At 65.8% G+C, this 13,919-nt stretch carries 16 protein-coding genes and 1 tRNA gene; 9 read left to right on the top strand and 8 right to left on the bottom strand.

Features of this window, described 5'->3' with window-relative positions; translation table 11 throughout:
* Positions 1-110 precede the first annotated feature (110 nt).
* The gene (locus tag KHC28_RS08795; RefSeq protein WP_312893142.1) at positions 111-494 is read right to left on the bottom strand and encodes a hypothetical protein; all 384 of its coding nucleotides are present in this window, start codon (positions 492-494) and stop codon (positions 111-113) included.
* Between the two features lie 573 nt (positions 495-1,067).
* Between KHC28_RS08795 and KHC28_RS08790 the strand changes: the two genes are divergently transcribed.
* From KHC28_RS08790 to KHC28_RS08760, 7 genes are all read left to right on the top strand, one after another.
* Positions 1,068-1,826 (top strand): TorF family putative porin, encoded by a 759-nt coding sequence (locus KHC28_RS08790; protein ID WP_214007950.1) that lies wholly within the window; start codon positions 1,068-1,070, stop codon positions 1,824-1,826.
* Positions 1,827-1,922: 96 nt separating this feature from the next.
* Positions 1,923-3,398, top strand: a complete 1,476-nt coding sequence (locus KHC28_RS08785; protein WP_214007949.1) for a YfcC family protein — start codon at positions 1,923-1,925, stop codon at positions 3,396-3,398.
* Between the two features lie 4 nt (positions 3,399-3,402).
* Complete coding sequence (locus tag KHC28_RS08780; protein ID WP_214007948.1) at positions 3,403-4,782, top strand: amino acid permease; 1,380 nt, start codon at positions 3,403-3,405, stop codon at positions 4,780-4,782.
* Positions 4,779-6,005: an arginine deiminase gene (locus KHC28_RS08775; protein ID WP_214007947.1), complete on the top strand. Its 1,227-nt coding sequence runs from the start codon at positions 4,779-4,781 to the stop codon at positions 6,003-6,005. Before KHC28_RS08780 ends, KHC28_RS08775 begins: the two co-directional genes overlap by 4 nt.
* A gap of 22 nt (positions 6,006-6,027) precedes the next feature.
* Positions 6,028-7,029 carry an ornithine carbamoyltransferase gene (locus tag KHC28_RS08770; RefSeq protein WP_214007946.1) on the top strand — a complete coding sequence of 334 codons (1,002 nt, stop codon included), beginning with the start codon at positions 6,028-6,030 and terminating at the stop codon, positions 7,027-7,029.
* A 1-nt stretch (position 7,030) separates the two neighbouring features.
* On the top strand, positions 7,031-7,969 hold the full coding sequence (gene arcC, locus KHC28_RS08765) for a carbamate kinase (RefSeq protein WP_214007945.1): 939 nt from the start codon (positions 7,031-7,033) through the stop codon (positions 7,967-7,969).
* A 131-nt stretch (positions 7,970-8,100) separates the two neighbouring features.
* Complete coding sequence (locus KHC28_RS08760; RefSeq protein WP_246564525.1) at positions 8,101-8,562, top strand: hypothetical protein; 462 nt, start codon at positions 8,101-8,103, stop codon at positions 8,560-8,562.
* 57 nt (positions 8,563-8,619) lie between these two features.
* Here the strand turns inward: KHC28_RS08760 and KHC28_RS08755 are convergent, their stop codons facing one another.
* The 3 genes from KHC28_RS08755 to htpX form a co-directional block, all read right to left on the bottom strand.
* Positions 8,620-8,808: an Arm DNA-binding domain-containing protein gene (locus tag KHC28_RS08755; protein ID WP_214007943.1), complete on the bottom strand. Its 189-nt coding sequence runs from the start codon at positions 8,806-8,808 to the stop codon at positions 8,620-8,622.
* A 157-nt stretch (positions 8,809-8,965) separates the two neighbouring features.
* A tRNA-Thr gene (locus KHC28_RS08750) sits at positions 8,966-9,041 on the bottom strand.
* 172 nt (positions 9,042-9,213) lie between these two features.
* The gene (gene htpX, locus KHC28_RS08745; RefSeq protein WP_214007942.1) at positions 9,214-10,185 is read right to left on the bottom strand and encodes a zinc metalloprotease HtpX; all 972 of its coding nucleotides are present in this window, start codon (positions 10,183-10,185) and stop codon (positions 9,214-9,216) included.
* A 189-nt stretch (positions 10,186-10,374) separates the two neighbouring features.
* On the opposite strand from htpX, the gene KHC28_RS08740 reads away from it, so the two are divergent.
* The gene (locus tag KHC28_RS08740; RefSeq protein ID WP_214007941.1) at positions 10,375-10,587 is read left to right on the top strand and encodes a DUF1674 domain-containing protein; all 213 of its coding nucleotides are present in this window, start codon (positions 10,375-10,377) and stop codon (positions 10,585-10,587) included.
* Between the two features lie 42 nt (positions 10,588-10,629).
* On the opposite strand, the gene arfB is transcribed toward KHC28_RS08740, so the two are convergent.
* The 3 genes from arfB to KHC28_RS08725 form a co-directional block, all read right to left on the bottom strand.
* Positions 10,630-11,061, bottom strand: coding sequence for an alternative ribosome rescue aminoacyl-tRNA hydrolase ArfB (gene arfB, locus KHC28_RS08735; protein WP_214007940.1), 432 nt, complete (start codon positions 11,059-11,061; stop codon positions 10,630-10,632).
* Between the two features lie 114 nt (positions 11,062-11,175).
* Entirely contained in the window at positions 11,176-11,664 is a 489-nt protein-coding gene (locus KHC28_RS08730; protein ID WP_214007939.1) for a cyclic nucleotide-binding domain-containing protein, read from the bottom strand.
* Positions 11,665-11,742: 78 nt separating this feature from the next.
* Positions 11,743-12,429 (bottom strand): response regulator transcription factor, encoded by a 687-nt coding sequence (locus KHC28_RS08725; protein ID WP_214007938.1) that lies wholly within the window; start codon positions 12,427-12,429, stop codon positions 11,743-11,745.
* A 166-nt stretch (positions 12,430-12,595) separates the two neighbouring features.
* On the opposite strand from KHC28_RS08725, the gene KHC28_RS08720 reads away from it, so the two are divergent.
* Entirely contained in the window at positions 12,596-13,165 is a 570-nt protein-coding gene (locus tag KHC28_RS08720) for a L,D-transpeptidase family protein (protein WP_312893141.1), read from the top strand.
* A 20-nt stretch (positions 13,166-13,185) separates the two neighbouring features.
* On the opposite strand, the gene KHC28_RS08715 is transcribed toward KHC28_RS08720, so the two are convergent.
* Positions 13,186-13,872 carry a YggS family pyridoxal phosphate-dependent enzyme gene (locus tag KHC28_RS08715; protein ID WP_214007936.1) on the bottom strand — a complete coding sequence of 229 codons (687 nt, stop codon included), beginning with the start codon at positions 13,870-13,872 and terminating at the stop codon, positions 13,186-13,188.
* Positions 13,873-13,919: the final 47 nt, after the last annotated feature.

Genomic DNA, 13,919 nt, shown 5'->3' with positions numbered 1-13,919 from the left:
GGGCTGCATCCGAGCCACCTGCTCGTCCGCCAGCCAATACAGGCCACTGATATCCAGTCTCCTCAGGAGCCTGAATCAGATCGACCAAAGCAGATCAACGGATCCTGAGCCTAGCGCGACACATCCAGCGTCTGCTTGCTCTCGCGCAGTTGCTCCAGCGTCTTGCCCTTACAGCTTCCCGACTGGTCGCCGCCAATCCTCTGCGCGGCCCCATCGACCGTGATCGTTCCAGCTGCACGACTTGGCGAGATGTAGGTCGCGACGCCGTTCGCGTCGACACGCGATAGATAAAAGACGTGATGCGTTTTCTTCAGTTCGCAGTGGATCGCAATGGGAAAAACCTCGAATGGATCGGCGCCGCTTTCCTGGGCTGCCGCCAGCGACCGGCAGAAAGAACAGCGCCCGCGAGCCCTCAAACACGAGCGCGGCGTCCCGACAAGCCTAACTTGCCACGTCCACCCCCATCGCCTTTTTTGTTGAAGGTAGCTCGGCACGACGGGCGCATCCGTCGAGCGTATGAGCCCGGTGAGACGATAGAGCTTCAGCGATTGCCCGCATGACTTGGTGAGTAGTGGCGGAAGCTGTTGAGGGGCGGACGCCCCATGAGCAGCGTCGCAAACAGAAGCCGAAACGCGACGGAATCGTCTCATGTAGTATGACCACTATATCGACCGCGGGCAAAATATCGCTGCCGAGTAGATAAAATTCGTCAATCAACAGAATTATTCTGCATACATAATTACAAAATACGCATTATTTATAAGCTCACCCATCGCGTCACGATGCCAGGTCCGCCGATACGAGCGGCAAAAAACTTCCGACCTCTATTGCGCCTGCGCATTTCATGGAAATATATTTCCCGAATGCTGCATGTTCGTCAAAATTATAAAATCGAACCTGCAACTAGCGGTATATAAAATAAATTATCCCATTGCGTGATTGTCAATGGGGAGGGATGAATGCCTTTTAAAACGAATTCATCACAAAATTTGCAGCAATTGCACGGCCCCCTTGATGATGAATGTTGGTTTCGTAGGTTCGTTACGGTTATATCTATAGTAGTTATTATGTCGCCTGCCGATGCGATGGCAACGGAGCCGATGCTTCAGCTGATCCCGCCTCCTGCGACATCCGACATGGGATCGCCGGCAAATTGGCCGCTCGATGTTGCATTCGGCATCGCCGCAACGACGGATTATGTCTCGCGCGGTATCACCAATTCCGCCAATCGTCCCGCCATACAGGGCTATGTGGAGCCGTCCTTCGGGCCCCTCTACGCCAATATCTGGTCGTCGAACGTCGACTTCGGAGCCGGCTACTCAGGAGCCGAGATCGACACCGCGCTCGGCATCCGGCCGGAATTCGGACCGTTGAAGCTCGACCTCGGTTATGTGCATTACTTCTATGCACCTGAAAGCGTGAGTCCGGATTACGGCGAGCTGTATGCCAAGGCGGACTACGATGTCTCCGGCCTTTTCACCCTCGCGGGTCGGCTTTTCTTCGCGCCCGACTACAATCAGAGCGGAAACACCGCCACCTTCGTGGCCGGAGGCGTCGAGGTTCCACTGCCGCACGACTTCGCGATCTATGGCGGGATCGGCTACCAGTTCTTCGAGGACCCGGCCGCCTACGAGCAACTGGCCTGGACCGCCGGCATTTCCTACACGTGGAAATCGCTCACCTTCGACCTGCGCTACTGGGACACGGATCTCGGGGGCGACGCCTGCGTCGTTCGCAGCGGGTTCGCGGACGGATGCGACGCGCGCATCGTCTTCACCATCTCTTTCGATACGACACTGTCCGCCTTGAAGAAGGCGGGTCGCTAGCGCGACCCTCGGCCCGGCCTCAATGCCTAAGAGCCTGAAAACGTTCTGCTTCACATCAGCCTGCCAAGGCAGGCCCAGCGACGATGGCTTGTCATCATGCCGAAGAAGTTCCCGACCGCCTTCACCGTCCTCTTCTTCCTGATCATCGTCGTCGCGGTACTGACCTGGATCATTCCAGCTGGCCAATACGAGCGCGCCTTCAATGCCGCGCTCGACCGTGCGGCTCCGGTGCCGGGGACGTTTCATCAGGTCGACGCGGAGCCGCAGGGGCTGAAGGCGGTGCTGATGGCGCCGATCGCCGGCCTCTATGATCCCGCAACCGGCAAGGCGAACGCCATCGATGTCGCCGTCTTCGTGCTGGTCATCGGCGGTTTCCTGGCGGTGGTCACGCGGACAGGGGCAATCGACGCGGGCATCGGAGGCCTGCTGCGTGCCCTTCGAGGGCGCGAGATTCTCATGATCCCGATCCTGATGATCGCTTTCGCCGCGGGCGGCACGACCTACGGCATGGCGGAGGAGAGCCTCGCCTTCTACGCGATCATCCTGCCGATCTTCATCCGCGCCGGCTACGACGCCCTGACCGGCGTCGCGGTGATCATGCTGGGAGCCGGCATCGGGACGCTGGGATCGACGGTCAACGCCTTCGCGACGGTCATCGCCTCGAACGCCGCCGGGGTCCCCTTCACCGAGGGCCTGCTGCTGCGTCTTTTGCTGCTGGTGGTCTGCCTCGCGGCCGGCATCGTCTTCGTCATGCGCTACGCGGCACGCGTGCGCACGGATCCTTCCACCTCGCTCGTCGCCGATCAGCGCGAGGCGAACATCGCGCATTTCCTGAAGGGCACCGGCAGCGGCGAAGCCCTGCCGGCCTTCACCCGCGTGCGCAGCATCATCCTGGCGCTGTTCGGCATCACCTTCGCGATCATGCTCTATGGCGTGATCCGGCTGGGCTGGTGGATGGCGGAGATGTCGGCCCTGTTTCTCGGAATGTCGATCCTCACCTGGATCGTCGCGAAGTTCTCGGCCGAGACCAGCCTCGACGAGGAGACCTTCGTCAACACCTTCGTGAACGGCGCCAGGGACCTGCTCGGCGTCGCGCTCATCATCGGTGTCGCGCGCGGCATCGTGGTGGTGATGGATGCGGGCAAGATCACCGACACGATCCTGCACGGGCTGGCCGGGATGCTCGCGGGTTTCGGCCATGTCATCTTCATCAACGTGATGCTGGTCTTCCAGACGCTGCTGTCCTTCCTCGTGCCGTCGTCGTCGGGCCTCGCGGTGCTGACCATGCCGATCCTGGCGCCGCTGTCGGATTTCGCCGGCGTCAAGCGCGATCTGGCGGTGACGGCCTACCAGTCCGCCAATGGCTGGGTGAACCTGTTCAACCCGACCTTCGCCGTGGTGATGGGCGGCCTGGCGATCGGGCGCGTCTCCTATGATCGCTGGCTGCGCTTTCTCTGGCCGCTGCTCGTCATCTTGATGGTCATCATCGTCGGCGCGCTCAGCCTCGCCGCGTTGACTTCGGATACCCCGATACCCCCCAAGGCTCCGACGAGCACGCAGACGCCCGGTTGAGCCGATGGCCGAGGACAACAAGCCCTCCCGCGAGGGCGATCACAGGCCGCGCGAGCTCGGACTGATCGCCTGCACGGCTCTCGTGGTCGGCAACATGATCGGCTCGGGCATCTTCCTGCTTCCCGCCTCGCTGGCGGCGATCGGGCCGATCTCGATCGCCGGCTGGGTGGTGACATCGGCCGGTGCGATCGTGCTGTCGATCATTTTCGGCCGCCTCTCCCGGATCGTCACCAAGACCGGAGGCCCTTACGCCTATAGCGAAGCCGGCTATGGCGAGTTCGCCGGCTTCATCATCGCATGGGGCTACTGGATCGCGCTGTGGACCGGCAATGCCGGGGTCGCGGTCGCTCTCGCCGGCTATGTCGGCTATCTCGTCCCGGCGGTCGCGCAGTCCCCCACGCTGGCGATGGCCGTCGCTCTCGGCGCCATCGGGCTGCTCACCCTCATCAATGTGCGGGGCGTCGAGGAGGCCGGCGCCGTGCAGGTGGTGACGACCATCCTGAAGCTCATCCCGCTCCTGATGATCGGCATCTTCGGGGTGTTCTGGATCGAGCCGGCGCATTTCACGCCGGCGAACATCAGCGGCATGTCGAACCTCGGCGCGATCTCGGCGGCGGCCGCGTTGACGCTGTGGGCCTATCTCGGCCTCGAATCGGCGACGGTCCCGTCCGGCTCGATACGGCAGCCGGAGAAGACCATCCCGCGGGCGACCATCCTCGGCGTCCTGATCGCCGCCACCGTCTACATCGTGGTGACGACGGTCGCGATCGGCGTCGTGCCCCCTGCGGCACTCGGCGCGTCGAGCGCCCCGCTGGCCGATGTCGCGCGCACGCTGTGGGGGCCGGCCGGCGGCGTGCTCGTCGCGATCGGCGCGGTCATCTCGACCTTCGGCACCCTGAATGGCTTCACCCTGCTCACCGGGCAGGTACCGTATGGCGCGGCGCTGGACGGGGTGTTTCCGAGGCCGATGGGCATGCTGTCGCGCTTCGGCACTCCCGCCAACGCGCTCGTCTTCTCCAACATCCTGGCCGGCCTTCTGGTCGTCATGAACTTCTCGCGTGGGCTGGTGGATGCGTTCAACACGATCGTCCTGCTGGCCGTCATGTCGAGCTTGCTCCCCTATGCGCTCTGCTCCTTCGCGGAGCTGATGATCCTGATCCGGCGCGGCCATCCCGCCGGAACCCAATCGGGCCGGATCGCGATATTAGGCGGCCTCGCCTTCCTCTATTCGGGCTGGGCCATCTACGGCGCGGGCCACGAGACGGTGTTTCTCGGCCTGTTGCTGGTACTGGCGGGTATCCCCGTTCACGTCTTCATCAAGTGGCAGATGTCGCGGCGACAGGCAGAATCGCCGACCTCATCCATCGGGAGGAACAGGTCATGAAACTCGGGGTCCATTCGGAGATCGGCAAGCTCAGAAAGGTAATGGTGTCGCGACCGTCGCTCGCCCATGAGCGGCTCACCCCGGGCAACTGCCACGATCTTCTGTTCGATGACGTGATCTGGGTCCAGAAGGCCCGCGCCGACCATGCCGACTTCGTGCTGCGCATGAAGGATCGCGGGGTCGAGGTCTTCGACATCCAGGATTTGCTGGCCGAGGTGCTCGATCAGGTACCCGAAGGACGTTCCTTCGTGCTCGACCGGCGCGTCACCGACAATCAGGTGGGGCCGATGCTCGCCCGCATCCTGAGGCCCTGGCTGGACGAGCTCGATGGCCATCTGCTGGCGCGCCACCTTCTCGGCGGCATCGTCATCAGCGACCTGCCGAAGGACCTGGTCACGCCGCTGATGCAGGAAGCGCTGTCGCCGACGGAATTCCTCATCCGTCCGGTTCCGAACGCCCTGTTCCAGCGCGACCCTTCCTGCTGGATCTATGGCGGCGTGACCTGCAACCCGATGTTCTGGCCGGCTCGCAAGCCGGAGACGCTCTACCAGCGCGCGGTCTACAAGTTCCATCCGGCCTTCACCGAGAACGAATTCGACATCTGGTGGGGGGACAGCGACGAGGACTGGGCCAACACCAGCATGGAGGGCGGCGACGTCATGCCGATCGGCAAGGGCGTCGTCCTGATCGGCATGGGCGAGCGGACCACCCGGCAAGCGGTCAACCAAGTGGCGAGCCGCCTCTTTGCCAAGGGAGCTGCCGAAAGGGTGATAGCATGCGCGATGCCGAAATCGCGCGCGGCCATGCATCTCGACACGGTGTTTACCTGCCTCGACCACGACAAGGTCACCGCCTTCTCGGAGGTGGTCGACGCCATCACCTGCTTCTCGCTGCGGCCGAATGGCGATGACCGCATCGAGATCACCAAGGAAAAGGGCCACCTTTTCGACGTGTACAAGGAGGCGCTCGGCCTCGACGATCTTCTCGTCGTGGGAACCGGCGGCAACGACTTCGAGCAGGAGCGCGAGCAATGGGACGACGGCAACAATGTCGTTGCGCTCGAGCCCGGCGTGATCATCGGCTACGACCGGAACATCCACACCAACACGCTGCTCCGGAAGGCCGGGATCGAAGTCATCACAATCGGCAGCCAGGAATTGGGACGGGGACGCGGCGGCGGTCATTGCATGACCTGCCCGATCCTGCGCGACCCGGCCTACTGAACCTATCGGTGGAGGAACGCCAATGCCTTTCAATCTTCGCGGTCGCAGCTACCTGAAGCTGGACGACTTCACAACGCGGGAAATGCTCTATCTCCTCGAACTGTCGCGTGACTTGAAGCGCGCGAAATATGCGGGGACCGAGCAGGAGACCCTCAAGGGCAAGGACATCTGCCTGATCTTCGAGAAAACCTCGACCCGGACGCGATGCGCCTTTGAAGTCGCGGCCCACGACCAGGGCGCGCACGTCACCTATCTCGACCCGGCAGGTAGCCAGATCGGCCACAAGGAATCGATGAAGGACACTGCACGCGTGCTCGGCCGCATGTTCGACGCGATCGAGTTCCGCGGCGCTGGCCAGGGGATGGTCGAGGAACTCGCGCGCTACGCCGGCGTGCCGGTCTATAACGGCCTGACCGACGACTGGCACCCCACGCAGATGCTCGCGGACATGCTGACCATGGTCGAGCATTCCGAAAAGCCGAGGCATGAAATCAGCTATGCCTTCCTCGGCGACGCCCGCAACAATATGGGCAACTCGCTGCTGGTGCTCGGTGCCATCATGGGCTGCGACGTGCGCCTCATCGCGCCGCGCGAAAACCAGCCTGACGACGACGTGCAGCAGATCGCCCGCCAGATGGCGGCCGAGAGCGGCGCGCGGATCACCATCACCGACGACATCGACGCCGGAGTGAAGGGGGTGGACTTCGTGCACACCGACGTCTGGGTCTCGATGGGCGAGGCGAAGGAGGTGTGGGCCGAGCGCATTCGTCTGTTGAAGCCGTATCAGGTCAACATGGAGCTGATGAAGAAGACCGGCAATCCGCGGGTCAAGTTCATGCATTGCCTGCCGGCCTTCCACAACACCGATACGCGCGTCGGGAAGGACATCTTCGACCAGTTCGGCCTCAGCGAGATGGAGGTGACGGACGAGGTGTTCGAAAGCCCGATGAACATCGCGTTCGAGCAGGCTGAGAACCGCCTGCACACCATCAAGGCGATCCTCGTCGCGACGCTGGGGGCCTGACATGGCCCGCATCGTTGTCGCATTGGGCGGTAACGCCCTGCTCCGCCGCGGCGAGAAGCTCACCGCTTCGAACCAGCGCCGCAACGCCCAGATCGCCGCGGAAGCGCTCGCCCCGCTCGTCGCCGACCATGAACTGGTCATCACGCATGGCAACGGCCCGCAGGTCGGCCTGCTCGCTCTGCAGGAGGAGGCCTATCCGGGCGAGGATGCCCCGCTCGACGTGCTCGGAGCCGAAACCGAGGGCATGATCGGCTACATGATCGAGCAGGAGCTCGGCAATCTCGTGCCGCTCGAGAAGCCGATCGCGACCATCCTCACCATGGTCGAGGTCTCCGCCGACGACCCTGCCTTCAAGGACCCCACGAAGTTCATCGGCAAGGTCTATGACGAGGCGCAGGCCAAGCAGGAGGCGGCTGCGAAAGGCTGGACGGTCAAGGCGGACGGCAAGTTCTGGCGTCGCGTCGTACCCTCGCCCAGCCCTTTGCGAATCTTCGAGCTGCAGCCCATTCGCTGGTTGCTCGAGAAGGGGGCCGTGGTGATTGCCGCTGGCGGCGGCGGCATTCCGACCATGTACAAGCCGGGCGCGACGCGCCAGCTGATCGGGGTCGAGTGCGTGGTCGACAAGGACCGCGCCTCCGCGTTGCTGGCCCGCGAGATCGGCGCGGATGTCTTCGTCTGCGCGACCGACGCCGACGCCGTCTATCTCGGGTGGGGCACGCCCGAGCAACGGGCGATCCGGACCGTCAGCCCCGACGAAATCGATCCTCGCGCGTTCCCGGCTGGCTCGATGGGTCCCAAGGTCGAGGCGGCGCAGGAATTTGCCCGGCTCACCGGCGGCAAGGCGGTGATCTGTGCCCTGGCGGATGTCGGCGCCGCCATCCGGGGCGAGAAGGGGACGACGATCTGGCGAGAGGCGGGGGCCGCCGAATTCCACGCCTAGCCATCGCCGGGTCCGGCTTGAATAAATACACACCCTGTGAAGGCGTTGACTATGCATGTCGGAAGCTACTTTCCGTCACACGGAGTCCCATAATGAGCAAGAACCCGACAACACCTGACGCCGAAAACCGGATGCTTGCCGACGAGACCTTCATGTCGGCGGCGGATCTGCAGAACTACATGGAAAAGATCGCCATGGCGCATGCCAAGGAGGTCGTGGACGCCATGGGCCAGGCCACTCTGGCGCGCGAGCAGCTCGCCAAGACCTTGTCCGAGCCGATGGAGTTGACGCCGGAGGCACTGGCGGAGATTTCCGGCCGTCTTCAGGTGAAGCTGCGCGCCGCCGCCGAGCGTGGCGACACCGAGATCATGGTGATGCGCTTCCCGAACCTGCTGTGCACCGACCACGGCCGGGCGATCAACAACACGCTGGAGGGCTGGCCCGACACGCTGACCGGGCGGCCGCGCCAGGCCTACGAGCTCTGGCGCGACCGGCTGAAGCCGGCGGGCTACGGGTTGAAGGCGATGATCGTCGACTGGCCGAACGGCATGCCGGGCGATGTCGGCTTCTTCCTCACCTGGACCCGGAAATAGCCCGCGAAGGGTCCGGGAGCGGACATGGACTGGCCAGTGCGACGATGACTGCGCCGTTTATGTATTTTGCGATCCGCCATTCAGGAGGAGGTTGGCCCCATTGGCTTGGATCATCGTGCGGTAGGCGAGGCGCCAGAGTTTCGAGCCATTGGGCTGAAGCCAGAGCTGCAGGCCTCCCCCATCGGAGAGTTTCTTGAGGGTTTTGCCCGGCTTGATGTTCCGGCAGGCGAGTTCGCTGAGCGGCATGGGCGATACACTAAATCGGGGCGATACCATCGCCCGTACCAACGTTCATGTTGGAGAGGGCTGCACGTCACCGGCCCGCGCTGGACACCGATCAGTGCGCAGGCCGTTGATTTTTCTGTGTTTGTTGGACTGTGCCGGACCCCGCAGGGCGGGGTAATGGTGCCGCGGAAGGGATTCGAACCCCCGACCCACGCATTACGAATGCGTTGCTCTACCAGCTGAGCTACCGCGGCCCACAAAGGCGCATCGACGGCGCCTCTGATAGCCGCGAAGTCGCGGTTTTTCAAGCGTGCCGCCGACATTGCGTCGAATATGGCACCGCGCGTCCCTCTATGCCCCCGCCAAGCTTCCGCCACGTCCTCGCCGAGGTACCCGGTCGAAGCCGGCCCCGGACCGGAGCGCGGCTCAGCCCCAGGGGCCGCGCCGCCCGCCTTCCTGGCCGCCGCGTCCCCACGGATCGGACGAGGGGCGCGCCGTCGCCCCGCCGCGCGGCTGCCCACTCCAGCCGGAAGCGGCCGGGGCCGCAGCGCCCATCTCCTGCGCCAGCGCCTGCAAGGCGGCGATGCGGTTCTCGGTGGCGGGGTGGGTGGAGAACAGGTTGTCCATCCGCTCGCCCGACAGCGGGTTGATGATGAACATATGCGCGGTGGCCGGATTGCGCTCGGCCTCCATGTTCGGCACCTGGTGGGCGAAATTGGCGATCTTGCCCAGCGCCGAGGCCAGCCACAGCGGCTGGCCGCAGATCAGCGCGCCGGTACGGTCGGCGACATATTCGCGCGAGCGCGACACCGCCATCTGCACCACCATCGCCGCCAGCGGCGCGAGCACCATCATCAGGATGGTGCCGATGATGCCGAACGGGTTGTTGTTGTTCTCCCGGCTGTGGCCGAAGAACATCGCGAAATTCGCCAGCATCGAGATGGCGCCGGCGAGCGTCGCGGTAATCGTCATCGTCAGCGTGTCGTAATGCTTGATGTGCGCCAGTTCGTGCGCCATCACCCCGGCGACCTCCTCGCGCGACAGCGCGTTGAGGAGGCCGGTGGTCGCCGCCACTGCGGCGTTGCGCGGGTTGCGGCCGGTGGCGAAGGCGTTGGGCTGCGGGCTGTCGATGATGTAGACGCGCGGCATCGGCAGCTCGGCACGCGCCGCCAGCTGCTCGATCATGCCGACGAATTCCGGCGCGCTCGCGCGGTCGACCTCGCGGGCGCCGTACATCGACAGCACCATGCGGTCGGAATTCCAGTAGCTGAACAGATTCATGCCGGCGGCGACCACTAGCGCGATCATCATGCCGCTCGATCCGCCGATCAGGTAGCCGACCGCCATGAACAGCGCGGTCATCCCCGCCAGCAGGATCGCCGTGCGAAAATAGTTCATCGCTTTCCTCGTGCGGCGCCGCTCCGGCGGCGCCCGTACTGGAAATAGGATGGGAAGTCCCGCCGGCTGCCGCAAGGGAGCCGCGCCTCGCCGGACCGCCGCCCGAGCGCCATCGGAACGGCTGCCGAGCCACCCGCCGGCAGTCCCGCCAGCTTGACGCCGCCCCGCGCGCGGTGCTTCCAATGAACCATGGACGAGAACACCAAAGCCCCTGCCTCCCCGCCGCCGGCCCCGGCCCGCGAGCTCACCCCCGCCGCCCGCCGCGCGCTGGAGGAGGCCGCCGCCCGCCGCGCCGCCGAGGGCACGCCGGCGCCGCTGCCGAAGGAGATCGACGGGCGCGGCGGCCCCGAGCCGGTGCGTTATGGCGACTGGGAAGTGAAGGGCATCGCCTCGGATTTCTGAGGCCGCGCCCAATCCTCCCACCCAGCCTGATCTCTCGCCTGCCTAGTCTTCCGCGCCGCCGCCCGGCTTGTCGCGCCGGAGCGCCTTGACGCCGGAGCGCTTGGCCTTGCCCTCCAGCCGGCGGATCTTCGAGCCGAGCGTCGGCCGGGTCGGCCGGCGGGTGATCGGCACCACCGCCGCCTCGCGGATCATCTCGACCAGCCGGGCGAGGGCGTCCTCGCGGTTGCGTTCCTGGGTGCGGAAGCGCTGGGCGGAGATCACGATCACCCCGTCATTGGTCAGCCGCTTGCCGGCGATCTTCTCCAGCCGTTCCTTCACCGCTTCGGGCAGGTTCGGCGAGGAGCGCACGTCGAAGCGCAGCTGCACCGCGCTCGACACCTTGTTGACGTTCTGCCCGCCCGGCCCGGAGGCGCGCACGAACACCTCGACGATCTCCTCCTCGGCGAGGCTGATGCGGTTGGTGACGGGGATCATCGCGCCGGTCCGGGCTGGAGCTTGGTCAGGTCGCCCGAAATATCCCGGCACGGCGGGAAAAGCGACAAGGCAACGAAAGGGCTGCGAGGCGCTCCCGGTCCCGGGCGCCGCGCCTCAACGTCCGCCGGACGTGGCGCCGATCTCGTCGAGCTGCCGGCGCACGCTCTCCAGCTGAGCGAGCGTGGCGCTCACCCGCTCGCCTAGCGCCTCGGCGATGCGCACCGCCGATTCCGGGTAGCTCTCCACCGTCCGCATGAAGATGACGCGCGGAATGCGCAGCACCGACGAGGGTGCCAGCGCCGTGGCGGTGGCCGGGCGCTTGGTGTCGGTGATCAGCGCGATCTCGCCGAGCAGCGTGCCGGGACCGACCTCCTCGCTATGGCCGGGCTTGGCGCTGCGTGCCGGGTTCTCGTGGCACACCCGCAGCCGGCCGCTCACCACCACATAGGCGGCGTCGGCGAACTGGCCCTCGCGGAACAGCACCTCGCCCTCGTTGAGCCGCCGCGTATCGCCACTGATGGCGATCACGCGCAGTCCCTCGCGGCCGAGCAGCTGCAGCAGCGGCACGCCTTCGAGCAGCGCGATGTCGTCCTCGATGGCCATCGGGCGGGCCCACCTCCTGCGCGAGCGAATCACCCGCGCGAATCAGATTCACCGGCAAGTGAATCACCTGACGCGCGGTCAGGGTACCAGTTTGTAGCCGCCGGCCTCGGTAGCCAGCAGATTCGGGTGGGACGGATCCTTCTCGATCTTCTGCCGCAGCCGGTAGATGTGGGTTTCCAGCGTGTGAGTGGTGACGCCGGAATTGTAGCCCCACACTTCCTGCAGCAGGATCTCGCGCGCCACCGGCTTCTTCCCCGCGCGGTAGAGATAGCGCAGGATCGCCGTCTCCTTCTCGGTGAGGCGGATCTTGGAGTTGCGCTCAGTCACCAGCATCTTGGCGCCGGGGCGGAAGGTGTACGGCCCGATGGTGAACACCGCGTCCTCGCTCGCCTCGTGCGAGCGCATCTGCGCCCGCAGCCGGGCGAGCAGCACCGCGAAGCGGAACGGCTTGGCCACATAATCATTGGCGCCGGCTTCCAGCCCCATGATGGTGTCGCTGTCGGTGTCGTGGCCGGTGAGCATGATCACCGGCGCCTTGAAGCCCTTCTGGCGCATGGCGCGCACCGCCTCGCGGCCGTCGCCGTCCGGCAGGCCGACATCCATCAGCACCAGGTCGATGCGGCCATTGTCGACCGCTTCCTGCGCGGCGCGCACGCTGTCGGCGGATACCACCTCGAACTCGTCATAGAGGGCGAGCTGCTCCACCAGGGCCTCGCGCAGTTCCCTGTCGTCGTCGACCACCAGAACCCTTTGAGCATTCGCCATCTGTCAGCTTCCGATCGCTTGAGTTGCGCTGCCTGTCCGTCTTCCGAAACCCAGGCGTGATGTCAGCTTCGTCGTCGATCACGCTCCCGGACTAGGCAGGCTCGGCACCTTCGGCAAGAGTGACCGCGACGCTAAAAGGCGATACGGCCCGGCTCGTGACGTGATCGTGAACGGAAAACGCGTGAAGAAGAAGAGCTTTCGCAAACAAAAGCCGGGGACGATCGCCCGGCTGCGCGTGGTCGCCCGCCCCGGCAGCCCCACGCGCGGCCTCGTTCTGGCACCGGGATTCGCCGCCCCGGTGGCGCTCGGGCGCGGCGGCATCCGCCATGACAAGCGCGAGGGCGACGGCGCCACCCCGGCCGGCACCTGGCACCCGCTCGAGCTGCGCTGGCGCGCCGATCACGGCCGGCGGCCGGCGAGCGGCCTGCCGCTGCGCCGCACCCGGCCGGACGACCTGTGGTGCGATGCGCCGTCGCATGGGCGCTACAACCGGCCGGTGCGCGCGCCGTTCCGCCCCTCGCATGAGGAGATGTGGCGGCCGGACCACCTCTACGACCTCGTACTGGTGCTCGACCACAACCAGCGCCCGCGCCGCGCCCGGCGCGGATCGGCGGTGTTCGTCCATCTGGCGCGCGAGGGCTTCGAGCCCACCGCTGGCTGCATCGCCTTCCGCCGCGCCGACCTGATGCGGCTGCTGGCGCGCATCGGTCCCCGCACCGCCCTCGTGGTCGGCTGAGCCGCCTTGGTTAAGCGTCCTCAGCGCGCGCCGAAAATGGCGCTGCCGACCCGCACATGGGTGGCGCCCAGCGCCACCGCGGTCTCGTAGTCGCCGCTCATCCCCATGGAGAGCACCGACAGCCCGTTGCGCCGGGCGATGGTGGCGAGCAGCGCGAAATGCGGCGCCGCCGGCTCGCCGGCCGGCGGGATGCACATCAGCCCCTCCACCGCGAGGCCGTATTCGTCGCGGCAGGCCTTGAGGAAGCCATCGGCTTCCAGCGGCGCCACGCCGGCCTTTTGCGGTTCCTCGCCGGTATTGATCTGCACCAGCAGCCGGGGCGCCGGCCGGCCAGAGCGCGGGATCTCCTTGGCGAGCTCCTTCGCCAGCGAGGGACGGTCCAGCGTGTGGATCACGTCGAACAGCGCCAGCGCCTCGCGCACCTTGTTGCTCTGCAGCGGCCCGATCAGGTGCAGCTCGACATCGGGATACTCCGCCTTCAGCTCCGGCCATTTCGCCTTGGCCTCCTGCACCCGGTTCTCGCCGAAGCGACGCTGCCCGGCCTCCAGCGCCGGGCGGATGGCGTCGGCGTCGAAGGTCTTGGACACCGCGACCAGCCTGGCGGCGTCCTCCGGCCGTCCGGCGTCGCGACAGGCGCGGGCGATGGCGGCGCGCACCTCGGCGAGGTAGAGGGGAACGGTCGAGACGGCGGGCGAAGCGGCGGTCATGGCGGGCTTCCTTCGGGCGGCGGGCGAACCAGACGCCTCATATGCCA

The sequence above is a fragment of the Ancylobacter sonchi genome (assembly GCF_018390695.1).
Classification (GTDB): Bacteria; Pseudomonadota; Alphaproteobacteria; order Rhizobiales; family Xanthobacteraceae; genus Ancylobacter; species Ancylobacter sonchi.
This window is presented reverse-complemented; position numbering and strand designations above follow the sequence as displayed.